22 protein-coding genes and 1 pseudogene are annotated in these 23,040 nt (G+C 51.0%); 14 read left to right on the top strand and 9 right to left on the bottom strand.

The features are described from left to right. Positions 1-147: 147 nt before the first annotated feature. From CAG64_RS19700 to CAG64_RS19680, 5 genes are all read right to left on the bottom strand, one after another. Entirely contained in the window at positions 148-705 is a 558-nt protein-coding gene (locus tag CAG64_RS19700) for a PqiC family protein (protein WP_161454095.1), read from the bottom strand. Further along, the gene (pqiB, locus tag CAG64_RS19695) at positions 705-2,351 is read right to left on the bottom strand and encodes an intermembrane transport protein PqiB (protein ID WP_021704903.1); all 1,647 of its coding nucleotides are present in this window, start codon (positions 2,349-2,351) and stop codon (positions 705-707) included. Before pqiB ends, CAG64_RS19700 begins: the two co-directional genes overlap by 1 nt. Then, entirely contained in the window at positions 2,344-3,708 is a 1,365-nt protein-coding gene (locus tag CAG64_RS19690) for a paraquat-inducible protein A (RefSeq protein WP_161454097.1), read from the bottom strand. The genes pqiB and CAG64_RS19690 overlap by 8 nt, the downstream gene beginning before the upstream one ends. Positions 3,709-3,892: 184 nt before the next feature. After that, on the bottom strand, positions 3,893-4,135 hold the full coding sequence (locus CAG64_RS19685; RefSeq protein WP_161457458.1) for a hypothetical protein: 243 nt from the start codon (positions 4,133-4,135) through the stop codon (positions 3,893-3,895). A 120-nt stretch (positions 4,136-4,255) separates the two neighbouring features. After that, on the bottom strand, positions 4,256-4,741 hold the full coding sequence (locus CAG64_RS19680) for an acyl-CoA thioesterase (protein WP_021704900.1): 486 nt from the start codon (positions 4,739-4,741) through the stop codon (positions 4,256-4,258). 192 nt (positions 4,742-4,933) lie between these two features. Here CAG64_RS19680 and CAG64_RS19675 point away from each other — a divergent pair, with 192 nt between their 5' ends. The 3 genes from CAG64_RS19675 to CAG64_RS19665 are packed head-to-tail and all read left to right on the top strand — an operon-like array spanning position 4,934 to position 7,210. Beyond that, positions 4,934-5,701 carry a DeoR/GlpR family DNA-binding transcription regulator gene (locus tag CAG64_RS19675; protein WP_161457459.1) on the top strand — a complete coding sequence of 256 codons (768 nt, stop codon included), beginning with the start codon at positions 4,934-4,936 and terminating at the stop codon, positions 5,699-5,701. 1 nt (position 5,702) lies between these two features. Next, positions 5,703-6,743 (top strand): oxidoreductase, encoded by a 1,041-nt coding sequence (locus CAG64_RS19670; RefSeq protein ID WP_161457460.1) that lies wholly within the window; start codon positions 5,703-5,705, stop codon positions 6,741-6,743. Further along, complete coding sequence (locus CAG64_RS19665) at positions 6,740-7,210, top strand: heme-degrading domain-containing protein (protein WP_161457461.1); 471 nt, start codon at positions 6,740-6,742, stop codon at positions 7,208-7,210. Before CAG64_RS19670 ends, CAG64_RS19665 begins: the two co-directional genes overlap by 4 nt. 22 nt (positions 7,211-7,232) lie before the next feature. On the opposite strand, the gene CAG64_RS19660 is transcribed toward CAG64_RS19665, so the two are convergent. The 4 genes from CAG64_RS19660 to CAG64_RS19645 all read right to left on the bottom strand — a co-directional run bounded on the left by CAG64_RS19660 (position 7,233) and on the right by CAG64_RS19645 (position 11,236). Continuing rightward, positions 7,233-8,489 (bottom strand): alpha/beta hydrolase, encoded by a 1,257-nt coding sequence (locus CAG64_RS19660; protein WP_161457462.1) that lies wholly within the window; start codon positions 8,487-8,489, stop codon positions 7,233-7,235. Continuing rightward, the gene (locus CAG64_RS19655; RefSeq protein WP_161454090.1) at positions 8,467-8,667 is read right to left on the bottom strand and encodes a hypothetical protein; all 201 of its coding nucleotides are present in this window, start codon (positions 8,665-8,667) and stop codon (positions 8,467-8,469) included. Before CAG64_RS19655 ends, CAG64_RS19660 begins: the two co-directional genes overlap by 23 nt. Positions 8,668-8,824: 157 nt before the next feature. Then, a complete protein-coding gene (locus CAG64_RS19650; protein ID WP_161454089.1) occupies positions 8,825-10,261 on the bottom strand; it encodes a glyceraldehyde-3-phosphate dehydrogenase in 1,437 nt (478 codons plus the stop codon). A 519-nt stretch (positions 10,262-10,780) separates the two neighbouring features. Then, positions 10,781-11,236 (bottom strand): dCMP deaminase family protein, encoded by a 456-nt coding sequence (locus CAG64_RS19645; RefSeq protein ID WP_021704893.1) that lies wholly within the window; start codon positions 11,234-11,236, stop codon positions 10,781-10,783. Between the two features lie 875 nt (positions 11,237-12,111). Here CAG64_RS19645 and CAG64_RS19640 point away from each other — a divergent pair. The 11 genes and pseudogenes from CAG64_RS19640 (at position 12,112) to CAG64_RS19590 (ending at position 23,035) form a co-directional block, all read left to right on the top strand. Beyond that, entirely contained in the window at positions 12,112-12,882 is a 771-nt protein-coding gene (locus CAG64_RS19640) for a TerC family protein (protein WP_161448475.1), read from the top strand. Positions 12,883-13,064: 182 nt separating this feature from the next. Beyond that, positions 13,065-14,195 carry an efflux RND transporter periplasmic adaptor subunit gene (locus CAG64_RS19635; RefSeq protein WP_161448473.1) on the top strand — a complete coding sequence of 377 codons (1,131 nt, stop codon included), beginning with the start codon at positions 13,065-13,067 and terminating at the stop codon, positions 14,193-14,195. After that, complete coding sequence (locus CAG64_RS19630; protein ID WP_237668146.1) at positions 14,188-15,465, top strand: TolC family protein; 1,278 nt, start codon at positions 14,188-14,190, stop codon at positions 15,463-15,465. The genes CAG64_RS19635 and CAG64_RS19630 overlap by 8 nt, the downstream gene beginning before the upstream one ends. Continuing rightward, complete coding sequence (locus CAG64_RS19625; protein ID WP_161448471.1) at positions 15,462-16,676, top strand: ABC transporter permease; 1,215 nt, start codon at positions 15,462-15,464, stop codon at positions 16,674-16,676. Before CAG64_RS19630 ends, CAG64_RS19625 begins: the two co-directional genes overlap by 4 nt. 2 nt (positions 16,677-16,678) lie before the next feature. After that, positions 16,679-17,962 carry an ABC transporter permease gene (locus CAG64_RS19620; RefSeq protein ID WP_161448469.1) on the top strand — a complete coding sequence of 428 codons (1,284 nt, stop codon included), beginning with the start codon at positions 16,679-16,681 and terminating at the stop codon, positions 17,960-17,962. 18 nt (positions 17,963-17,980) lie between these two features. Next, the gene (locus tag CAG64_RS19615; protein WP_272924824.1) at positions 17,981-18,688 is read left to right on the top strand and encodes an ABC transporter ATP-binding protein; all 708 of its coding nucleotides are present in this window, start codon (positions 17,981-17,983) and stop codon (positions 18,686-18,688) included. Positions 18,689-18,886: 198 nt separating this feature from the next. After that, positions 18,887-19,117 (top strand): annotated as a pseudogene (locus tag CAG64_RS19610) (hypothetical protein); the annotation flags it as partial. A gap of 20 nt (positions 19,118-19,137) precedes the next feature. Then, positions 19,138-19,368 carry a hypothetical protein gene (locus CAG64_RS19605; RefSeq protein ID WP_161448467.1) on the top strand — a complete coding sequence of 77 codons (231 nt, stop codon included), beginning with the start codon at positions 19,138-19,140 and terminating at the stop codon, positions 19,366-19,368. Between the two features lie 240 nt (positions 19,369-19,608). Then, positions 19,609-20,127 carry an Hcp family type VI secretion system effector gene (locus tag CAG64_RS19600; protein WP_161448465.1) on the top strand — a complete coding sequence of 173 codons (519 nt, stop codon included), beginning with the start codon at positions 19,609-19,611 and terminating at the stop codon, positions 20,125-20,127. A 74-nt stretch (positions 20,128-20,201) separates the two neighbouring features. Further along, on the top strand, positions 20,202-22,457 hold the full coding sequence (locus CAG64_RS19595) for a type VI secretion system Vgr family protein (protein WP_161448463.1): 2,256 nt from the start codon (positions 20,202-20,204) through the stop codon (positions 22,455-22,457). Beyond that, complete coding sequence (locus tag CAG64_RS19590; protein WP_161448461.1) at positions 22,439-23,035, top strand: DUF4123 domain-containing protein; 597 nt, start codon at positions 22,439-22,441, stop codon at positions 23,033-23,035. Before CAG64_RS19595 ends, CAG64_RS19590 begins: the two co-directional genes overlap by 19 nt. The last annotated feature ends 5 nt before the right edge of the window (positions 23,036-23,040 follow it).

The following is a 23,040-nucleotide window of genomic DNA, read 5'->3' as shown; positions in this document are numbered from 1 at the left end:
ATAGCTGGCTGTTAGCTCTGATTCCTTACTATCCAACGACTAACAGTTTTTTGTAACCAAAACCCGGGCTTCCGCTTGGGTTTTTTTATGTCGGTAGGAAAGCAAAAGAGGGCGCCAGGCCCTCTTTGTATAGCTTGACGTGAGTAGTTATAGGGTTTGCGCAATCTGGCTGGTGACTTGCTGAAAGCCTTGCGCCAATGCTTCCACCAATGCCGGATAGCCTTCTGAGTCGAGGGGGACGCTGTGACGAAAAGCCTGGGTCTGCTGAATCTGTCCTTCAGCGTCAACCAGTGTCCACTCCCCGCTGATATCAGCGTTGCCTGTATACGAACCATTGAACTGTTCGACGCGCACTAGCAGCATAGGTTGACCACGGCTTGTCATCACCGGGTTCAGTTGCACTGGCCAGTACTGACTTTGTTTGCTGCGTAAGTCCGCCACCAGGCGTTGCGTTAACTGGGCTGACAGGTTTTGTGCCCACAAGTTCTGCTTAGTTTGGATCACCTGAGTGTCAGAGGTGCGGTAAACCAACCCGGCGCTGTCCAGATAAGGCGCCAGTTCGACTGGCCGAACAACTAGGATCGGAGCGGTTTGTGGAGCCCTGACCGTGGCTTCAGGGGCGGGCAACACATACAACTGACTGGCGGGTGGTGTTGCGCTGCAGCCTGCCAGTGCAACTAAGCTGAAAACTAACCATTTTTTCATTATTTCTGTCCTTTCGCCGGCACAGGGTCCTGTGCTTTTTCATCACCAAACACCAGAGAGTTCGGCTTTTCATTTAACTGACGCAATACAGGCTTAAACTCTGTCATGACTTGTTCAAACTGACCCAGCGCAGACTGCAGCTCGGAATACATTGGCGAGTTTGGTCCAAAGCCATTGAGGGTATCCTGGATCTGTTTAAGACTGTCGCGAATGTCTTTTGGCAGCGCCTGAGTGTCTTTCTGCTTGAGCAAAGTATCCAGGCTGGCGGCGACGCGTTCGGCTGATGCCAGGGTTTTCTCTGAGGTTTCCAACGTGGCGTTCAGAGAGTTGAGCGTATCGTCCAACGGCAGATCGTTCAGTTTTTGCAGCAAGTCGGTGACTTGTTTTTGCACTTCGGCAAAGCCGCCTTGCCTGGTCGGAAACACATCGTAGCCTTCAAATGACTCTGGTTGATTTGCCTGATCCTTCGGATAGAAATCCGCATCAATATACAGAGCCCCCGTCAACAAGCTGCCCGTTTTGAGGGTGGCGCGCAGGCCCCGTTTGAACTCTTCACGTAACTTGGTTTTGAGGATCTCGACTGGCACTTGTTCAAACGAGTCGTAGACACGCCCCAGTTCAATGCGCACCAGAACAGGAATTTGGGTGGCAGAGAAGTCCTCATCCGGAGTCGGCATGCGCATTGGAACGCGCATCACGGTACCGATGCGGATCCCACGGTATTCCACGGGAGCACGGGCTCTGAGGCCGCGCACCGATTCATCAAACAACATCACGAATTCCAAGTATTCGTCGTAAAGGCCTTCTCGGACCTGTTTGTGATCGTCAAACAGGCGGTAGCGACGCATCTGCTTTGTGACGGGCTGGCCCGAGTCCATACCTCGCGGTACATCGAAGGTCACGCCGCCAGTCAACAAACTTTCCAGTGAACCGAATCTCAGGTTGAAACCTTCGGCATTGAGCTGCAAGTCTACCCCCGATGACAACCAGAAATGGGATCGGGTGCGGACCAGGCTGTCGTAGGGCTCAAAAATGAACAGTTGATAGAGGGCTTTTTGCGTGTTGACGTCAAAGCTGGTGCTCTCAACACGCCCGACAGTGAAGCCTTTGTAGATCACCGGGTCACCCACGGACAGCTTGCCCGCTTCCTGATTGCTCAGAACGACCCTTAATCCTTTGGCGTCCGGCGGTGCCACTGGCGGGACGTCAAGTACGGTAAATTCTTCGCGTTTTTCTTTCTCGTGGCCGGGCTGAAGTTGGATATAGGCTCCGGAGAGCAGGGTCTCCAGGCCAGACACGCCATCCCGGCCAATACGCGGTTTAACGACCCAGAACAGGGTGTCTTTTTTCAGCATCCGTTCTGCGTCTTTGTTCATGCGAGCGGTGACTAGGATGTAATCGTAGTTGTGGCTTAACGTGACCTCAGTGACGGTACCAACTTTCACGTTCAGAGAGCGAATCTCTGTTTTGCCCACTTCAATACCTTCGGCCGTCTTCATTTTTAACGTGATTTCCGGGCCAGTGCTGGTGATGTGTTGGTACAACATCCAGGCACCCATTGCCAAAGCCAGGATCGGAATGATCCAGATAGTGGAAATGTGCCGTTGCGGTTGAACGTTAGCCGAGGTTTTTTTCTCTTCACTCATCGTTGGTTTTCTCGTTCACAAGATCAATAGGCTGCTGAACGTGCGTTGGCGTACGTTGCCAGAGCATGCGCGGGTCAAATACCATCGCGGAGAGCATGGTGCATATCACGACAGCAGCGAAAGAAAGGGCGGCCGGACCCGGATAAATGGCCATCAGGTTGTGGAGCTGAACCAGTGCGACCAGAATGGCTACCACGAAAATATCAATCATCGACCAACGGCCGATAAACTCAGTAATACGATACGCTTTTAAGCGGGTGATGCTTTCCTGCCGCGGGTGCTTGTGCATGTTTTTTGCGGTGACAAACAGCCAGGCTAAGGTGAGCATTTTGGCTAATGGAATAAAAATACTGGCTAAGAAAATCACCATCGCAATGGGATAGGAGCCTAGTTGCCATAGCAGAATCACCCCCCCGAGGATGGTGGAACCTTCACTGTGGCCCAAGCTTACGGTATACATCATCGGATACAGGTTGGCCGGCACATAAAAAATCGCAGAGGCGATCAGCAGTGCCCAGGCTTTCTGCAGATTTCCGGATGGGTCATATTTGTGTGTGCGGCTGCCACAGCGGACGCAACGACTGTGACGTTGTTCGTCGAGCGGATTGATCTGATGACAAACATGACAACTGACATGATTGGCCGAGAGGTGGCTGTCACCATCGCAGACGTGGTCAACCGGGATGCTTGGAATGAACTGATCCCACAACCAACTTTTGTCAACCATGGAGATGCATTTCACGACCAAGACGGTATAGACACAAAACGCCCAGAAGGAGGTGCCCATGCCAATGTCTGCCAGAGACGCGATTTTGATCAGGCTGACCAGTACACCGATCAGAAACACATCCACCATCAACCAGGGTTCAACCTGAAACAGAACCCGGCAGATGAGTTTAGTGGTGTGCCTCTGCTTTGGGTTTGGTGGATGACGACGAAAATGCAGGGCTTTTAGGTGTAAATAAAGCAGGCAACAGATGTAAATCGCCGGCAGTACGATAACCGTTGCCAGTAGCAGCGAGGCGAGTAGCGAGTTTTGAAACTGCTCCAGCATCTTGACCGAATGCAGCAACGTGATCTCTTGTGTGAGGCCCTTGACACTGAACGACATAAAAGGAAACGAGACGCTGAGAATCAACGTAATAAGGCACGTGATTGCATAAGCAATCGGGCGTTGATACGGGTTGGTCGGTTGTTTCAGTAACGTATGATGACAACGCGGGCATTGAGCTTTTTGTCCTGCTGCGACGGCGGGAATATCGACAACCAGACCACATTCTTCGCAAGCAATCAGGTGCTGAGAGGTCGTGCTCTCAATCTTTTTATGAGGTGATTCAATAGGTTGAGCACCTTCCATCATCGCTTCCATTTGGTTAGGTTGATTATATCAGGCGTCAATATAGTGTAGTTGTCCACCTGGATAGTTAAATCCAAGTGAAAATTTGCAGATAACTTGCTCATATTCATAGGATTAACGCAGTGTATATTGAGAATAGTTGCGTTTGTGAGAAAGGAGCAACTGTAGCAGAAAACGAGGGCGATCAGAACTCGCGGCTGGAAGGAGCACACCCGACGTATTGAAGCAGCACGTAGATACTCTCTTGTTGTAACGCCACTTTGCGAAACAGATCGGCGAAAATGTCATCGCCGCCGAAGCAGGTGCGGATGTAATGATTGATTGCCTGTGCGTCGTAGCCTTCGACGTACATCGTCCGTACCCATTGATACTCCACCGATTTGGGGTTGGCCAGCGTATCGGCGCTCAGTGTGGTGTTCAGGCTCAATCAGGATTCCTCTGTCTTTTCCTGCCTTTGCGCAGTAATGAACCGCGGATTAAATCAAACAAAGATGAAAGAAAAATGACAGAGGTAAACGATTACAAATAAAACGCGTTAAACATGACTTTACTTCAGGTATTTGACGTGCGCTTCCATCTCTTCGCCAATCTTTTTGCGCATGTTCATCAGGCGAATGGCAGACTGCTGCAGGGCGATGTCTTCCTCACTTTGTGGCACCCACTCCGGAATACGCGTTGGCTTACCAGCCTCATCAACCGCCACCATGATCACGATACAATGCGTGGTAAGACGATTTTTCATCTCTTTGGGATCGCTGGCCTGAACATCGATAGCGATGTGCATAGAGGTAGTTCCGGTGTAAATGACTTTTGCACTGACTTCAACCAGGTTGCCGACATGGATCGGAGCCACAAACCGGATTCCGCCGGCGTAGGCGGTAATGCAGTACTTGCCACTCCAGGCGGCTGAACAGGCATACGCGGCCAGGTCAATCCACTTCATGACAGCGCCGCCGTGGACCTTGCCGCCAAAGTTTACATCACCGGGTTCTGCCAGAAACCGTAATGTGATGTTGCGTTGTCCGCTGCTCATAGGTTTGTCCTCATTATTTTGATGTGATTCATCATACATTGGAAATGTAAAAAAAGTGTAATTGATTTTTTACTTGTTAGTGATTTTGGCTTTATGGCGGTGAATGGGGTGGTCTGCATGAGGAAGATTTCCCGTGACATTTAGAACAATAAGTTTAGAATAACTTAAAATGACTTACGTGATTTTAAGTTTATGACCCAGGAAGAGCGCCTGATTCACTTACAAACCCTGATGAAGCAGCAGGGGAAAATTACCGCGACCGATATCTGCGATCAGTTTGGCGTTTCGCGTGATTCCGCGCGGCGCGATCTGGTGAAACTCACCCAGCTGCCGGGCATTCAGCGCATTCGTGGTGGTGCGATGTTGGCTCCGGTGTCGCCGAAAAGCGAGCCGTTCTCGGCCAAAACGGTTAGCAGGGCCAAGCACGCGTTGGCACAGTGCGCGGCATCGCTGGTGGATGCACAGGACTACATTGTGCTTGATACCAGCACTACGTTGGCCCTCGTCCCCGGTTATCTGGCGGCGCCCGCGACCATCGTGACCAACTCGGTTAACACGCTGGCTCAGGTTGAAGAGGGCTCTTCGCATGTGGTGCATCTGTTGGGCGGTCATTTTGACCCGTACAGCCGCGCTATTTTAGGCGCGCAGGCTGAACAGCAAATGGCTGGCTATCACGTCAACAAGGCGTTTATTGGCGTGTGCGCGCTGTCTGAGCGTGGCCTGACCACCAATGATGAACAAGAAGCGTCGATGAAACGCGCGATGATGGCGCAAGCGCAGCAGATCATTTTGGTGTGCGAACAACACAAAATGGGCACCGAGAATTTCCATCACGTGTGTGATGTGGCGGCGATTGACATGGTGATCACCGACGCGCCCCCCGCGCAAGCACTGCAAGAATTATTTGACCGTCACGACATTCAGTGTGTTGTGGCGACCGCACCAGAAGGACAGTTTTGATATGACTTACGCTCCGGTAAAAACCGCCGTGATTGGCTACGGCTATTCGGCGAAAACCTTTCACTTGCCTTTCATCAACGCGCTGCCTGAGCTAACGCTGAGTGCGATCAGTTCCAGCCAACAAGCCGCAGTCGCGGCCGATTGGCCGAGCGCGCAATGGTTTGGCGATGCCAATGATCTGCTGGACAACAGCGATGCGGAGCTGGTGATCATCACCGCGCCGAACGATGTGCATTACCCGCTGGCCAAACGCGCGCTGCAAAATGGCAAGCATGTGATCGTTGAAAAGCCGTTCGTGACCCGCATTGAAGATGGTGAAGAGCTGATTGCGTTGGCGGCGGGAAAAGGCTTAACGCTGAGCGTGTTCCATAACCGTCGTTGGGATGGCGATTTCCTCACCCTGCAAAAGCTGATGGCGGAAGGTCGTTTGGGTGACATCAAACTGTTTGAATCTCACTTCGACCGCTACCGTCCACAAATTCGTCAGCGCTGGCGTGAACTGGCGCAAGATGGCGGTGGTATTTTGTTTGATTTGGCGCCGCACCTGCTCGACCAGGCGCTGGCTTTGTTTGGTTTGCCACAGGCGATCAATGCGCAGTGCCGCATGATGCGCCCGGGCGCCACCACCATCGATTACTACAACCTGATCTTGCACTATCCAAATCATTTGGTGCACCTGCATTCAAACCTCTACAGCCCAGAGCCGAACCTGCGCTACAAAGTGCTGGGCAGCCTGGCGAAGTATGAGAAATACGGCCTCGATCCACAGGAAACCTACCTCAAAGAAGGCAAGCAACCGGACAGTCCGCAATGGTCGCAGGAAGAGGCGTCACTGTATGGTCAGCTGCACAGCGAAACGGGATCACAAACCATTCCGACGGAACTGGGCGGCTATCAGCTCTATTTCAAAGGTGTGGCGGATGCGATTCGTCTCGGCACGGCCAACCCGGTGCCGCCAGAGCAGGCGTTGCAAAACATCGCGCTGATTGAAATGGCGCTGGAGAGCAGCAAAACGGGTCAAACGTTGCAGGTGAAGTTATGAGCCTGACACTGGCCGAGATTGCGCAGCAAGAAGAGGTGCTGCAACTGAGTCATTTTAACCACGATGTGGCGTGGCAATTGGGCTGTGCGCTCAAGCAGATGGCGGAAAGCCAGCAAGTCGCGGTGGCGATCGAAGTGTATGGTTTTGGTCAAACACTATTTCAATACGCCATGCCGGGCACGTGTGCGGATCATCTCGATTGGATGCGCCGCAAACGCAATTCGGTGCTGCGCTATGGCCGCAGTTCCTACTACCTGTCGCTGTACAACGCGCAAAAGCAGCGCGAGTTTGAAACGCAGCCGCATATCGATGCCGCGCAATATTGTGCTCATGGTGGCTCGTTTCCGATTCGAATTGCGGGATCTGGGTTGGTTGGGGTGGTGACGGTTTCTGGCCTCGCTCAACTCGACGATCACCAAATGGTAAGCGATGCGCTACAAAGTGTTTTTCAAGAACAAACGCAATGAACAAATAAGCCCCGCGAGGGGCTTATTGCACGTGAAGCGAGCGTCCGACGTATCGAGCTGGTGTTGGCGTACTCATGACTTTATCCAGCAGCGTCATGCTTTGCTCAAAGTAGGGGTTATAGGTTAAGCGGGCATGTATCTTCCCTGGCTCACGATAACCCCATGCTGAGTACCAGACTTCTTTGTCTTGCGCACACAGCCGTTGCAACTCTTCATCCTGACCATTGCTGCAGATCATATTGTGGCCGTTCATACCATATTCGGGATTTTCCGGTGAAAACAGTAGCCCCATATGGGAGCCATTAGAAATCCGCAGATGTGGAATCCTCATGCTAAAACGTACGGCCCGCTGATCGGCCAAGGGCGTTTCCCCTTGCCAAACCAGTACATTGCCGGGATTGGGCATTTTGTTGGTAAAGGTGTTCATCGCATAGTCGGTGCTGATCACGCTGTCACTTTCACTCATGATCATAAATACTGGCCGCTCAAAGCGTGTTTGTGCCAGTTGGTTGCGCACGGTTTCTGAAGTCTGATAGTAGACAACGGCACCGTTCATTGGCAGTGAATTGTAACGCAGGTAATTGTCTTCTGGATCCTGATCCGCCCATGTCATAAACCAACTGGCGATTTCGGCCCAGGAGACAATGTCATTGCCGGGCTTAAACGCCGGAGAAAATAACAGCAAACCCTGGATACTTGCATCTTGTAAGGCTTCAGTGGTCACCAAATTGGCACCAGTGGAATAGCCGCCCAGCCAGATTTTATCGGACTCTTGCTTGAGCAACTGGGTGTGGTGATGCACTACGCCCTGCCAATCCTGTTCGGATGGAAGCATCAGATCGCCGACTTTCGAACCGTGACCTGGCAATAGAATCGTGCGCACCAAATAGCCTTTGGTGGCCAGGTGTCGGGCAATATCATCAAAGGAGTAAGGTGAATCTCCCAGTCCATGCACCAACAGCACCGCTTCACCATTGGGTGTGTCTGGACGATATTCATGAGGCAGGTTCAATGCGATTTCGCGTGCATGATCATCGCTGATAAAAAAGCGATGTTGTTCGAGCCACTGACGCGTTTCGTCGACGTACTCGTTGAATGTGGCCTGATTATAAGGGGGCAGCGATGGTGCACTGGAATAACTCGGGTGTTCCGGACTGCTGCTACATCCGCTTATTGCGGATGTCACTAAGCCGGCAGCGCCAAGTAGGAACGCTGCCGGTAAAATATGTCGTTTGATGCGGGAGAGTATCGCTGGTCTATTTTTTCGGAACTTCTTCATATTCGCCTTCAATAACGGCGTTCTGCTCTGTGGCGAATTGATAGTTTTGCATCTCTTTCCGGATACGTCGTCCGGTGATCAGCGCGGCGATCGTCAGCGGGATAATCATAATCAGGCTGGCAACCAGAGCAAAAAAGCCGGTGATAATTGTCAGAAACGTGACGATAAGTCTACTCATAATACGTACCTCTCTATCTACAGGTTCAGATTATCAGGGTCAAGATGAACCAAAGATGAACGCTGTTCAGAAAAACAAAAAAGCCGCCCTTCAATGAAGTAGGGCGGCAAGTATGGGGAAAGTAGGTTTATAGTTTTAGTGTTGTGGAGTCTTAAATTTATGCCGATGGATACGTTTTGTAGCGCACACCCATCATCTGTTCCATACAATGCACTACCTGGCAGCTGTAACCGAACTCGTTGTCGTACCAGATGTACAGTACGCAGCGGTTGTCCTGAGCGATCGTGGCCGCACCGTCAACCACACCGGCATGGCGAGAGCCCACCAGGTCACTGGATACGATTTCGGTTGAGTCGGTGTAGTCAATCTGAGCGGACAACGAAGAGTTTAACGCCATACCACGCAGGAATTCGTTCAGCTCGTCTTTGTCTGTCCCTTTTTCCAGGTTCAGGTTCGCAACGGCCATAGACACATTAGGCGTTGGTACCCGGATTGCGTTGCCCGTAAGTTTGCCCGCGAGTTCGGGTAGTGCTTTTGCAACCGCTTTGGCGGCGCCAGTCGAGGTCAGAACCATGTTCAGTGATGCACTGCGGCCACGGCGTTCACCAGAGTGGAAGTTATCGATCAGATTCTGATCGTTGGTGAACGAGTGCACCGTTTCAATGTGACCTGAAAGCACGCCGTATTTGTCGTTCATCGCTTTCAGAACAGGAGTGATGGCGTTGGTAGTACAGCTAGCGGCTGAAATGATGGTGTCATCTTCACCAATCACGTTGTCGTTCACACCAAAGACCACATTCTTGATATCGCCCTTGCCTGGCGCCGTCAGCAGTACTTTCGCCGCGCCTTTACTTTGCAGATGCTGGCTCAAACCTTCTGAATCGCGCCAAACACCTGTGTTATCAACGATCAGTGCATTGTTGATGCCGTAAGCGGTGTAGTCGACGTCTTCTGGCTTGTTGGCATAAATAATCTGGATGTAGTTGCCATTTGCGATGATGGCTTTACGTTCTTCATCGACAATGATGCTGCCGTTGAACTGACCGTGAACTGAGTCACGACGCAGCAGGCTGGCACGTTTCTCCAGATCCCCTTTCTTGCCACCGCGAACCACAATGGCGCGTAAGCGAAGCGGGTAACCAGGGCCACTTTTTTCAATCAGCAGACGGCTGAGCAGACGGCCGATGCGGCCGAAACCGTACAGCACAACGTCACGAGGCTCAGACACGGTTTGGCCATTCATGGCACCGACCAGTGCAGTGTGAATAAAGTCTTTAATACCGTGTGCATCGTCGCGTCCATTCCAGTATTGGTGAGCAAGCTGACCAATATCGATTCGACAAGGAGACAGTTCCATTTCGCTCAGACATTGGATAATTGGTTGAGTTTGCTCAGCAGAAAGAGGAGTACCGGTGTAACGGCGGGCGACGCGGTGTGCTTTGATGATATCGATGGTGGTAGCGTTAATCAGCGTTTTTCCAAACAGGATAACTTCTACGCCTTTTTGTCGATAAAGCTGGCCAATCAGGGGACAAATGGATTCAGCAATCGTTTGGCTGGTTTGCCAGTCAAGAAGGTGTTTCTCTGGACTCATCGTATGTATAGGACCTTTCACATTATGGGCTGACTCTGCTGACCTGGTAGTTGTAGGGGGAGGTGAGCAGAGGGTTATTAGAATCTGTAATTCTGTTGTAATTTTTATGTGGCAGGATTGTAATGGCTAACATCTTATTCTGCTAGAAAAATTAATTCTGGTGGTTTTTGCTGGATAAGCGCGGAAAGACAACCTATTTACCGTGTTTTTCAATGACTGGCGGCTATTGACAATTTCAGAACTGCAAACTTATTTTTTGTTAAAAAATACTCATTTCTCAGTATCTTTTGTAATTGGTGTAAGTGTGTGGAATTGAGGTTTGGCTTGTGTCACAAATTACGCTTTTTTAGTGAACATGAATGAGCGCAATTAGCCTCGTTTTACTGGAAGTGGTTATGGCGAGCAAAAAAGAGTGTTTTGGCGCTTTGAGAGGCGAGGTTTTCAGCTGTGCAAATCTAATTTCTACTCGTTGAGATGAAAAAGGCTCCGTTAAGGAGCCTTTTCGACACAGTGAATTGATCAGACGTCAATGTGTTCAAGATCGCTTAAGGGAAGCCAATTGACTTTCACGCCAGCCTGAAGAAACATTTCCTGACTCACCATAATCTTATCTCCCCAGCGAGAGAGAAAATCTTCCGTTTGCTCGGGGCAGTGTACGGCCGAAATGCCGGTTTGGATGATTTTGGCGGCACAGTTCGGACATGGAAAATGTGTAACCCAGATTTCACAGCCATCCAAATCTCGTTTGGCGAACAGAATCGCATTTTCCTCAGCGTGCAAAGTTTTCAGATATTTCATATCCCGATCGTCGGTATTGGCGCTGTCTGAGATACCGTGCGGGTAGCCGTTAAAGCCAACGGATACAATTCGGTTTTGTTTAGTAATGACGGCACCCACTTGTGTGGAAGGGTCTTTACTCCAGGAGCCAACAAGTTTTGCCATTTGGTAAAAGCGTTGTGCCCATTTCGAAATCATTCGTCGTTCCTCTGAATTAGCGGCGTTGTGATTGCTGTGATTGAATTCAGCAATAATATCCTAATTTATTTGGCTTGAGTCCAGAAAAATAGACACTCAGGTCATGAGTACAAGGCGGCAGCAGATAAAAGACTGTGAAGTGCGTCACTGCGTTTTTGGTTGAGGGCAGCATCCTGATGGGTGAATTTGCTCAAGTTCTTGTGCGAGATCTCTTACAAAGGCGTGAGACTACATCGTTATTTTTACCAGACATAGGCGTTGTAATTTATTAAGTTGTTGTATTTTAAAGCTTATTTGTTGGTGGTGGTTTTTTGTTCGACTGAGTTTGTGAGAAGTCTGAGTTGTCGAAAAATCTCCAGCGCCTAATCTTGAAGGTGTCAGCAGGATGCCGACACGGAACAGGAAAGACCCATGGATTGGTCATCTTCAGGAAGAAGATTCGATTATTCAGGATGAATGATTGGCAAGGAAAGCGAAGGACATTGGCTGGAAGCTCAGTAACTAGGATGGTTACACTACGGAAGGTTAATGGACAACTTCAAGGACTGAGGCACGTCTGTCAGGAAGACAGATAAAGGACACCGCTAGGAAGGCGATGATACGGAAAGTGCTGAAGGATGCAGCTTACTATCAGGGAATAGATGCAGGGAGCACCTAAAGTAGCCGGATTGCTGCGAGTAAGAACCGACCCCACCAGGCGAGAGCTTGGTGGGGTTTTCTTTTGTCATAAATTGTTACACTTGCCACTATTGCCTTAGTTTCACTAGGGTGATTTACTACGGATCCCTAAGTAACAGAGGTATAAAAAACTCAATGGACGACCCCTTCAGGCGACTTCACTTCTTCTCGGCTTCCTTATATGCGGAGGCTGAATCATGTTAGAACTCTTCTTACAACCCGAAATTCTGGCCGTATTTGCTACTTTGTTTGTCCTTGAAATTGTCTTGGGCGTCGACAACGTAGTGTTTATCTCGGTGCTGTGTGAACGACTTCCCGCTTATCAACGTCGAACTGCACGTAATCTGGGTATTGCTTTAGCTGTCATGGCGCGTATCGTGTTGGTCTTTTCGATATCCTGGGTGATGTCTTTAACTCAACCATTATGGTCTGTCGCCAGTATGACCTTTACCGGACGCGACACGATTATGATCCTGGGTGGTGCCTTCCTATTGGCCAAAAGTGCTAAGGAACTTTGGTCGTGGTTGATGCATGTCGAGTCTGCGCACTCCACTCGAGTTCGTACCGGACTGGCGGTCGTGTTGCTACAGATTGTTGCTGTTGACGCGGTGTTTTCGATGGACTCGGTGATCACTGCTGTCGGCCTGACTTCAGATGTTCCCGTGATGGTCGCGGCGATTCTGGCGTCGGCAGTGGTAATGGCGATGACCGCAGAAAAGATCAATAACCTGGTGACTCGTTACCCGGGCTTCAAAACACTGGCGTTGCTGTTTCTGGTGCTGCTCGGTGGCTTGTTGATGGCGGAAGGCTTTGGCATCCATGTCAACAAAGGTTACGTGTATTTTGCGATGGCGTTTGGTTTGATTCTGGAGCTGTGTCATATCCAGATTAAAAAGAAACAGCATCGTGCAGTGGCGATTCGACGTATTCGTCCGATGAGTAAAAATCGTCAAGCCATGCTCGGTTAAATGTGGCTTGAGTAGAGAAGGGAAGCGTAACGCTTCCCTTTTTGTTTTACGCGTATTGTAAATACAAATCCATACATTAAATCTATGGCTGGGGTGGATTTGTACACTGTATTATTGGACGGAACTTAACAATCCTGACGTAGTCAGATGGCTACAGCCTTAATCGTAGATGGAAGTCATTCATGTCCAAACCCTGGATCCTCTCGCTGATAGCGGCCAGCATTGTCGGCGGTGGTGTGTCTCTTTATGTTAACTCCGGCTCTACACCTCAACCCTTTCCGACCATTGGTGTAGAAAAAGGCAGTGTTGAAAAACAAGCCATTGCGGTGGGTAAAATCGTGCCCGCGCACTCGGTATCAATCAAATCACAAATTGATGGCATTGTGGGTGAAATATACGTCCAAGTTGGGCAGAAAGTGACACAAGGTCAGGCTCTGATAAAAGTGCGTCCAAATCCGACGCCCCAAGCTTTGACAGAAGCCTCTACTGCGCTGATGCGCAGTGACGCGGATTTAGAATCGGCACGTCAGAAATTGGCCAATCTGGAGAGCCTGATCAAACAGAATATCATTCCGCGTAATTATGACGAGTATGTCACCGCCCGATCAGAGGTGAAATCCGCAAGAGCTGACGTGTTACAAAAACGCCAGAATCTGGAACTGATTCAAAGTGGGGAAGCCTCGGTGGGCAACTCCAAACTGACGTCGACCATTTATGCGCCGATTGACGGTACGGTACTGAATCGTAAAGTCGAAGTGGGTGAACCGATTATTTCGACTGAATCCAGTCAGGCGGCGACAGAAATGATGTCGCTGGCGGACATGAACAGCATGGTTTTTAAAGGCAGTGTCAGCGAACATGATGCTGCGCAGTTAACTCCGGGTATGCCGGTCGTGTTGACGGTAGCGCCGTTTCCGGATTTCGAAATACACGGCACACTGACCAAGGTCGCGATTCAGTCGGAAAACCTCAATGCTCCGGCAGACACCTCAGCCAAGAGCTTTGATAACGGCTTTGAGGTGGAAGTGGCCAACCTGCAAATACCGGATACCGTCACGCTACGTTCCGGTTTTTCCTCTACCGCGAAAATCACCCTCAAACAGGCACAGAATGTTCTGACGTTGCCAGAGCGTGCATTGAAGTTTGAAGGGGACACGCCCACCGTCCTGATCCCGGATAACTCTGAACAGGGCTTTCACTCCCAGCCGGTAAAACTCGGTTTGTCGGACGGTATTCAGGTGGAAGTCATTGAAGGCGTCAGTCTGGATGAGCAGATCATTGACAACAGCATGATGGACGCAGTGCATGGGTAACAAAATTTGGCGCCCGGTGCGAGGCATGCTGGTAATGTCAGTGGGGTTGTTGGCCATGCCAAGTTATGCCCTGTCGATTGAAGAGGCCTGGCAGGCGGCGAAACAGTACGATCCATCGTATGAGCAGGCAAAGATCGGAGTTCGTGCCGGTGAAGTGCAAGTTTCCGAGAGTCGCAGTGCGTTATTGCCTTCGATGAATGCTACGGCGTCCACAAGCTGGAATGACAATCACCGAAACGCAACCAGTTATGGGGCGGACATTACTCAGACTATCTGGGACAGCACGCTATGGTCCGGTTTGGATCAGGCACAGGCCAGCTACGTCGCCTCCGAGCTGGAATTGTCAAAAGAACACAATGCGCTGGCTCAACAGCTCATCAGTGCATACCTGGATGTGGCCAGCGCTCAAGGTGACCTACAACTGGCACAGAACAAACTGGCGGAAGGCGATAAGCTGCTGCGGATCTCTGAGAAGCGCTACCGGGCGGGTAAGACGAAGTCGATTGACATCGAAGATATGCGTGCCAACCAGATCTCGGAAAAAGCGGCGATTCTCAGTGCCCAGTCGAGACTGGAAGAAAAGCGCGCTGAATTGGCGGCGCTGATAGACCGTCTGCCCGAACACGTGGATGAGATTCAGACCGATACGCTGGTGGAACCTGCCATGCTGGTCAGCACCAAAACCGAGTGGTTGAAACTGGCCAAAGATAACAGCCCCGAATTGCTGGTGGCGATGCAGAAACTCAAGGTTAGCGAAGTCGCGAGAAAGGTCGCACAAGGCGGTTATTACCCGAAATTGACGGGGAACCTTGGTTATCAGGACGGCGATCGACGTTCAGAGGGCGAGTTCAGTGCCGGTCTATCATTGACTGTGCCGATTGATTTAAACGGTGCGACTCGGGCTAAAGTGGATCAGGCATCATTGACGGTTCTCAGTGCTAAGCAAGATGTTCGCAAAGTGGAGATCGACATTCAAAAACGCATTCAACAACAATTCGAGCAAGTCAGGCTCAACTGGCAACAAGTGCTGATGGCCAAAGAGTTGGTTGATTACCGTGCTCGAGTGCTGAGTAGTAAAGAAACACTGTATGACGCGGGGATGGCGCAAGCCTCGGACGTTATTGATGCACACAACGATTTGTTTACGGCCAGAAACAGTCTGCAGCAGAACTTGTATGGCTACTGGCGTCAGCGTATTGGCCTGTTACAAGCCGCCGGTAAACTAGACGATAACACCATCAGCATGATTTCCGGAGCATTGCGTTCATGATCAACGTGCTGCAACAAACCGGACAGACATTAACGGCACACCGAATGAAAAGTGCGCTGGCCGTGATTGCCATATCCTGGGGTGTGATTTCTGTGGTGGTTCTGATGGCGTTGGGAGAAGGTTTTTATCGCCAACAGAGTGCGGCTTTTGCTCTACTGACCAACAGCACTCAGATTGTGGCACCTTCTCAAACCGGTAAACCATGGCAGGGATTCGCGGCACGGCGGACGATTCAAATCTCCGCGGAGCAGGCTAACCGTCTGATGCAAACTGGGTACGTTTCTAAACTGGCGCTGATGTACGAACAGTGGGATGCGGCCGTCACTAACGGCAAAGGTCAGACCCTCACGTCTAATGTTGGCGGTACCGATGACGCATATTTGTCGTTAGCGCAGCTAACTCTGAAGCCGGGAGGCAGGAGATTTACCCCCTCGGATCTCAATAACCACACCCGTGTTGCGATAGTCGGTAACCAGATTGCTCAGATGGGCAAACTGACGGTTGGGGACAGGATTAAGGTCAAGGGTATCCCGTTTTACATCATTGGTGTACTCAGTGATGAAAATTCGGGGATCTCCTTTGGCGATCAGCGTCGTGTGTTGATCCCAATAACCACCTATCTGGATATCTGGAATGACAAACCAGGGTTGCTGCTGGTTAAGCCCGCACAGGAGATCAATGGCCCTCTGTTGCGCCAGAACCTGTTGCGTTATTTCGCGGGTCAGCTGCATTTCGACCCTAGTGATACGGACGCTATTCATCTGCCCGATCTTAGTGATGGCGCGGATGTGATCAACGGGATATTACGCGGGATCCAGTTATTTCTCGCCGCCAGCGGGGCGATGACCATGGCTGTCGGCGCGTTAGGGGTCGCTAATATTATGTTCCTTTCGGTGACGGAGCGAACCCGTGAAATTGGGGTTCGGTTGGCCATCGGCGCAACGCAAAACTCAGTCATGATTCAGTTCCTTGCCGAAGGGCTCACTCTCGTCGTTGTCGGTACTTTGACAGGCTTGCTAGTCGCCGCAGGGACGGTTCATTTACTGGTTCAACTATCACTACCGGACTGGATGGGAACCCCGGTGATCACGCTAGGTTCGATTGGTGTTTCCATGCTCGTCACTGTCGCACTGGCTTTGATGGCGTCGTATTTTCCGGCCCGCCGTGCGTCGAGACTGACGCCGGTCGTGGCTTTGAGTGCGAGGGTGTGACGATGTTGTTACCGATGCGACAAATTATTCAGGAAATGGCCGCTGAGAAACTGCGCCTGACGCTGACGGTTCTCGCTGTCACCTGGGCGACGTTGTGCATTGCGTCTATGCTCGCGGTTGGAGAGGGGATCCGCCTGAGTGTTATCCGCACGATCCAAAATGGCAATGGCAATCTCTTGTATGTAACGGGTGGGATGGCGAGTATCGACAACGGCGTGTTTCATGAGGGACAACCGCTCAAACTCAAGGTTGATGATAGCGCCGCGTTGCAGGCGTTACCAGCGGTACTCACTGCGCTGCCGAGCGCAGAATGGGATGAGCGACTTTCCGTTGGTGACCGGGGAACGTGGCGCAACCCGATCGCGGTTCCGACGGAATATGCGACCATGACCAGACTGAAGATGATGCCCGGCAGCCGCTGGTTTAATCCGCTCGATCAAAAAGAGCAACGTAAGGTGATCGTGTTGGGTTATGCCAGCGCGGCGGATCTGTTTAACCCAAATGAAGCGTTTAATTGGTTTGATGCGGTGAAGTTAAAAGTGAACCCGGTGGGTCAAAAAGTCAAACTCGGATCGGAAGAGTTTACCGTGATTGGGGTACTGGCCAAAAACAGTGCGGATATCGAATGGGGCGATCCGGTGAACTACTCTAGTTTTGTGCCTTTGTCGACCTGGCAACGTTTTCATACAAATGGTGATATCGGCGCGATCAATGTCCAGCCAAGTCAGCATGCCGATCGGTTGGTTTTGGCTGCGACCTTACGTCAGAGCCTGGCGCGTAAACATGGAGCCAGTGTGGCCGACGAACAGGCTGTGCAAATCGACGATATGTTTTTAAAACAAAAAAGCATGCAGCAGTTTCTGGTTGGTTTACAAAGCTTTCTTGGCATCATCGGTTTCGTTACGCTGGCTGTAGCAGGCGTGGGTATTGCCAACGTGATGTATGCCACCGTGAAGCGCTCTACCCGCGACATCGGTGTGCGTATGGCGGTTGGGGCGACCCCAACAGCTATCCGGCTGCACTATCTGATTCAGTCCATGCTGACCATGATGTTGGGTGGGGTGATGGGACTTGGAGTGACTTACGCCATGGTATCGGCAATCGGAGCGGTGAATCTGGACGGAAACGTGTTTTACGAGCAACTGGGTAAACCTATTCCCGAGTTGTCCTGGCTGGTGGTGGCGATTGTGATCGCGACACTACTGGTGATTGGTGTTGCTGCAGCCTGGCTACCGGCAAATCGTGCCGCCAGTATTACGCCGTTGCAGGCACTGCAAAGTGAATAAAAAGTTGAACGAAAAATCATGATGTTATCCGACAAACCTTTGGTCAGGCTCAACAATATCTGTAAGTACTACGCTAGCGGTGAAACCGAAGTCCGCGCACTGGATGGGGTTGATCTGACGATAGCGCCGGGCGAATTTCTGGCGATCCTTGGCCCGTCAGGATCGGGAAAGTCCACGCTGATGAATGTGCTGGGATGTCTGGATCAGCCGACGAACGGTGAATATTATCTGGATGGACAGGATGTTTCGGCGCTGAGTGCTAATGCGCTGGCATCGATTCGCAATCAGAAAATTGGCTTTGTATTCCAGAGTTTCAATTTGCTGGAATACGCGAGCGCGCTGGACAACGTGGCCTTGCCGCTGGTGTACTCCGGAGTTAAAGCGAAAGAACGACGTGCTCGTGCTGCCCGCTTACTTGAGCTGGTCGGGCTGGGTGACAGGCTGGATCACAAACCGAATCAGCTGTCAGGCGGACAAAAGCAACGTGTGGCGATCGCGAGGGCACTGGTGAACGATCCACACATTATTCTGGCTGATGAACCTACCGGAGCTTTGGATTCAAAATCGGGAGCGGAGATCGAGGCGTTGTTCAATCAACTTCACCAGCAAGGCAGGACATTGATCATCGTGACCCACGACAACGCTTTGGCAGAGCGGACCCGGCGCGTGATCACCATTAAAGATGGCGCGGTGATTTCCGATCGGGCACCTGTGGTGCCAGCTTGAAAATAACAAAAAGGCGAATTTTTCAGAGCATACAGTAAACAAAGTATTCATTCGTGTTTCACTGAGTAAAATCCCTTAACTAACAATACTTAATTGTGTCATAACAAACGTATACACTATGTCTAATTGTATGTCTTTTTTCTCGTTCAGCAATAATTCTTTTCACGGTTTTCGAGCCAATGTTTCTTGTTTTCATGACTTTACATGCTTGAGGAGCAAATCGAACACAATTTTGCTCAGAAGCATAAACAAGTCGCGCTTTCGATGTTGATTCAGTCAAACCAAGCCTCCGAGCTTATCAACTCAGTGAACGCTCATGGTCGATTCATAGCTGAGATGAAAGAGTGGAATGCTGAAACGCATCAAGCGCATATCTTAGTCCATCCTGCCGAGATGGAGAGCGTGATAAAGAATCCGCTCATGACATGAGGCATAGAGGAACAACCACAATGTCGCATGAGAAAGTTTGGTCCCCATCTTCACATTATGTGGATTTCAATGAAAGCAAAGAGCTCGATTGGCATCTGATCCAGTTGGGCAAGGAAACCCAGCAACATAACCGAGCGACTCTCCGGCGAATACGTAAGACCTTGTTTGTCCTCCTATGCAGCAACCTGATCACACATAAGCAGTTACATGAGCACCTGACGCTGCATCACACACGTATTGGTGGATGCTAAACCCGTTAAGCCTGTGGCCAGAGACCCATCAGGGCAATTCTTCCATGAATTGAAACAAGAAATAGTTTGTCTGAACCACTTTTTGGCAAATTGGCTAAGAAATTGTTCACTCTGTTATCCAACAAAACCCTACTGGTGCTAAGTTATTGATTTAGAATCGGTACACAACACTGGCATAAACCTTGTAAGTCACTGATATAAAAGAATCATTCATTTTTGGTATCAATCAAAGGTAAACTAATGCCAACTCCTGCTTATATGTCCATCCAGGGTGAAACCCAAGGTCACATCACTAAAGAGGCATTCTCCGCCGACTCTGTCGGCAACACCTGGCAAGAAGCTCACGTCGATGAGTTCTTGATTCAGGAGCTGGAGCACGTCCTCACCATTCCACGCGATCCACAAAGTGGACAGCCTACTGGTCAACGGGTCCATAAACCCGTCGTCGTGACTAAAGTACAAGACCGCACCTCACCGCTGCTGTTCAACGCGCTGGTCTCTGGCGAGAAGCTGCCAGAGTGTCAAATCCGTTTCTACCGCACGTCCGTGCAGGGCAAGCAAGAGCACTACTACACCATCAAGCTGATTGACGCGTTGCTGGTTGATATGAACACCCGCATGGCGCATTGTCAGGATGCGGCGACGGCCGACCGCGTGACGGAAGAAGTGCTGCGCTTTACGTACCGTGCCATTGAAGTCACGCATGAGAACTGCGGTACATCAGGTCACGATGATTGGCGCGCCCCGCGCGAGGCATAACGCCACCCTCTTTGAAATAAGCAGGCCAACGTCCGCTTGGCCTTTTGTTGTTTGTTGTTATCAAGGTCGTTGCCATGTCTCGTGATGTTGAATTTCAATTTGTTGTCTCTGGCCAAGGGCTGGATTTTAAGGTCGAAAGTTTCCAGGTTACCGAAGCCTTGTCCTGCCCATTTCAAGTCAGCCTGACCGTGCTCTCGCCCCAGTCCGGGTTGACGATGACGCAACTCAGCCGTCAGGCCGGTGTGCTGACCCTTTATGGCCAGGGCATGGGCGTCGCCCGTGTTTTTCATGGCCTGATTAATGACGTCAGCTATCTGGGCGAAGGTCGCCGTTTTTCCCGCTATCGTCTGACCCTGGTCCCACAGCTGTGGTTCTTAACCCAGCGTCAGGACTGTCGTATCTTCCAGGCACAAAGCGCACCGGACATCATTAAAGCCGTCCTTGATGATGCCGGCGCCGAGGACTATCGTTTTGAGCTCAGCCGGGACTATCCTGTCAACGAGTACGTCCTTCAGTACCGGGAGACGGACAGCCATTTTATCCAGCGCCTGCTGGCCGAGCATGGCCTGTGGTACTACTTTGAGCACTCGGAGGCCACCCACACACTGGTGATCGCTGACAGCAACGATGCCATCCCTGAGCTGCCCAGCACGCCTTTGAATGCGTCTTACCTGGGACCGTTGGTGTATCACAGTGACGCCGGTGGTGTGGCTGACCGGGAGCACCTGTTTGACCTTGAGCAAATCAATACCGTGCGTACCGGACAAGTCACCTATAACGACTACCATTACCTGACGCCCAAAACGCCGCAGTCGGTCAACGCGGTTGGCCCATCCCCCGATACTGATTTAGCCCTGTACGATTATCCGGGCCGTTATGTCGCGCCGGCCATCGGTCAACATCGCGCCCACGAATGGCAATCCGGGTTTCATGTCGACCAGGAGCAGATACAAGCGTCCAGCAACATCATGCGCCTCACGGCGGGTTACAGTATGGTACTCAGTCAACATCCAAGACGCGCGATTAACCGGGACTATACCCTGATGGCCGTCACGCATCATGGTCATAACCCACGCGTGCATGAAGAAGAGGCCGGTGAAGCCCCAACGTCTTACCACAACCAGTTGGTGTGCATGCCCAGAGACGTCACCTTCCGCGCTCCGAAAATGCGTGCTCCCATCGTCGATGGCCCGCAAACCGCCGTGGTGGTCGGCCCGGCCGGGGAAGAGATTTACACCGATGAACTGGGCCGGATTAAAGTTCAGTTCCATTGGGACCGATACGCTCAGCACGATGAGCACGCCAGTTGCTGGCTGCGGGTCAGCCAATCGATGGCCGCCCCCAACTGGGGCGCTGTTTATCTACCACGAATTGGCCACGAGGTCGTGGTCACTTTCCTTGAAGGGGATCCGGACCGCCCGTTGGTCACCGGGGCTGTGTATAACGGGTTGCATCATCCCCCTTACGCCTTACCGGAAAACAAAACCCGCACCGTCTTTCGTACCCAAAGCCACAAAGCTGAGGGCTACAACGAACTCTCGTTTGAAGATGAAGCCAATCAGGAAGAAATCTACTTTCGGGCACAAAAAGACATGAGCCACAAAGTGCTTCATAACCGCTACCGGGACATTGGTCAAGACGAAGTGTTGCAAGTGGGGCGCCATCAGAGCAATGAGATACACGCAGACCGCAAAGAAGAGATAGACGGCCACAAAACCTCTCTAACGAAACAGACTTTCAGAGAGCATGTTGAGCAAGACGTCACGGTGACCTACAACGCCAATGAGTCCGAAAAAATAACCAACAACCGAGAGCTGATGATCGATGATCATCGCACCACGCAAATTGGCAAAAACGACACCACGGATATCGGAGACAATCTCTCCCAGGTTATGGTGGCCTCACGTTCAGTGGATATTGGCAGCGACGACACACTTTCGGTAGGTAACCATCTCGGTGTTGAAGTCAATGGAAACACCTCTGTGCGCTCTGACGGCCAGACGGCTGTCATCGCCGCCGATGAAATTAAAGTGCAGGTCGGAGCCGCCGGGTTGGTGTTAAGCAGCGGGACCATTTCGTTTTATGGCGCTTCCATTTTAATTGATGGTGCTGATGTGGCGTTCAAAGGCGGTAAAGTCAACATTAACCCGGGGCCAGGTTCGGTAAAAAATGTGGCCGTCAATACTCGTCGCCCTAGAGGACCATCCTTATTAACGAAGCCTATCCCTGAAATCACCTCGGCAACCTATCGAAGCCTGGTTGAGGAAGGGGGCGTGTTACAAGAATTATGTCAATGTGGGAAAGGGAAAACATGCCAACTGCACAGTTAAATCCGAATTGGAGGGTCGAGCATCGATTCACCTCCGCCATCGCTCACAACCAAAAAGCCTACGCATTACTAGAGCCTATTCTCTGGCCTGACTGGCAACACCAATTGGAGCAAGTTCAACCTACATTGATGGTACATCGTTTATTCGAGCAGACTCGATTTACCCACGTCACACCCGGACCGGTGCTGATTTGTCTGGAGCAGGAAGCTTTGCATAAATGCCAACAGCAAATGGCGCAATGTCCTTGTGGGTGCGTATTGTTTACTGAGCAAGACCTGTCAGATCAAGTGCTTCTGACCTCTCTTCGTCAGAGGCTCATCGTGGATCGTGACGGGGCAGAAACGCTCTTTCGCTTCTATGACCCTCGATCTTTACTCCCTATTCTTGGGGCAATGAACAACAAAGAGCGAAGAGCGTTTTTTCCAGCCGTCTCCGCCATTCAATGGTACGACCAAGACTGGCTTCTCGTTCAAATCACTGAACCGACACAAAGCGCCGACAAGCTTGGTGCCTGGTCGTTATCTGATGATCAGGTGATGAATATGCAAAGCATTATGAACCAGTGGGCAACGGAGTAAAAAGC

Source organism: Vibrio sp. V38_P2S17PM301, assembly GCF_009904845.1.
GTDB classification, from domain to species: Bacteria; Pseudomonadota; Gammaproteobacteria; order Enterobacterales; family Vibrionaceae; genus Vibrio; species Vibrio proteolyticus.
The sequence above is the reverse complement of the archived record's forward strand: the minus strand, read 5'-3'. Positions and strand labels throughout refer to the sequence as shown.

What these genes read in the sequence shown, in the direction of transcription:
- CAG64_RS19645 (WP_021704893.1), bottom strand. Translation starts at nt 11,236, where the DNA reads ATGATTTCGAAATGGGCACAACGCTTTTACCAAATGGCAAAACTTGTT.
- CAG64_RS19690 (WP_161454097.1), bottom strand. Translation starts at nt 3,708, where the DNA reads ATGGAAGGTGCTCAACCTATTGAATCACCTCATAAAAAGATTGAGAGC.
- CAG64_RS19600 (WP_161448465.1), top strand. Translation starts at nt 19,609, where the DNA reads ATGCCAACTCCTGCTTATATGTCCATCCAGGGTGAAACCCAAGGTCAC.
- CAG64_RS19650 (WP_161454089.1), bottom strand. Translation starts at nt 10,261, where the DNA reads ATGAGTCCAGAGAAACACCTTCTTGACTGGCAAACCAGCCAAACGATT.
- CAG64_RS19590 (WP_161448461.1), top strand. Translation starts at nt 22,439, where the DNA reads ATGCCAACTGCACAGTTAAATCCGAATTGGAGGGTCGAGCATCGATTC.
- CAG64_RS19615 (WP_272924824.1), top strand. Translation starts at nt 17,981, where the DNA reads ATGATGTTATCCGACAAACCTTTGGTCAGGCTCAACAATATCTGTAAG.
- CAG64_RS19660 (WP_161457462.1), bottom strand. Translation starts at nt 8,489, where the DNA reads ATGAAGAAGTTCCGAAAAAATAGACCAGCGATACTCTCCCGCATCAAA.
- CAG64_RS19640 (WP_161448475.1), top strand. Translation starts at nt 12,112, where the DNA reads ATGTTAGAACTCTTCTTACAACCCGAAATTCTGGCCGTATTTGCTACT.
- CAG64_RS19700 (WP_161454095.1), bottom strand. Translation starts at nt 705, where the DNA reads ATGAAAAAATGGTTAGTTTTCAGCTTAGTTGCACTGGCAGGCTGCAGC.
- CAG64_RS19605 (WP_161448467.1), top strand. Translation starts at nt 19,138, where the DNA reads ATGTCGCATGAGAAAGTTTGGTCCCCATCTTCACATTATGTGGATTTC.
- CAG64_RS19630 (WP_237668146.1), top strand. Translation starts at nt 14,188, where the DNA reads ATGGGTAACAAAATTTGGCGCCCGGTGCGAGGCATGCTGGTAATGTCA.
- CAG64_RS19680 (WP_021704900.1), bottom strand. Translation starts at nt 4,741, where the DNA reads ATGAGCAGCGGACAACGCAACATCACATTACGGTTTCTGGCAGAACCC.
- CAG64_RS19635 (WP_161448473.1), top strand. Translation starts at nt 13,065, where the DNA reads ATGTCCAAACCCTGGATCCTCTCGCTGATAGCGGCCAGCATTGTCGGC.
- CAG64_RS19620 (WP_161448469.1), top strand. Translation starts at nt 16,679, where the DNA reads ATGTTGTTACCGATGCGACAAATTATTCAGGAAATGGCCGCTGAGAAA.
- CAG64_RS19675 (WP_161457459.1), top strand. Translation starts at nt 4,934, where the DNA reads ATGACCCAGGAAGAGCGCCTGATTCACTTACAAACCCTGATGAAGCAG.
- CAG64_RS19670 (WP_161457460.1), top strand. Translation starts at nt 5,703, where the DNA reads ATGACTTACGCTCCGGTAAAAACCGCCGTGATTGGCTACGGCTATTCG.
- CAG64_RS19625 (WP_161448471.1), top strand. Translation starts at nt 15,462, where the DNA reads ATGATCAACGTGCTGCAACAAACCGGACAGACATTAACGGCACACCGA.
- CAG64_RS19665 (WP_161457461.1), top strand. Translation starts at nt 6,740, where the DNA reads ATGAGCCTGACACTGGCCGAGATTGCGCAGCAAGAAGAGGTGCTGCAA.
- CAG64_RS19655 (WP_161454090.1), bottom strand. Translation starts at nt 8,667, where the DNA reads ATGAGTAGACTTATCGTCACGTTTCTGACAATTATCACCGGCTTTTTT.
- CAG64_RS19595 (WP_161448463.1), top strand. Translation starts at nt 20,202, where the DNA reads ATGTCTCGTGATGTTGAATTTCAATTTGTTGTCTCTGGCCAAGGGCTG.
- pqiB (WP_021704903.1), bottom strand. Translation starts at nt 2,351, where the DNA reads ATGAGTGAAGAGAAAAAAACCTCGGCTAACGTTCAACCGCAACGGCAC.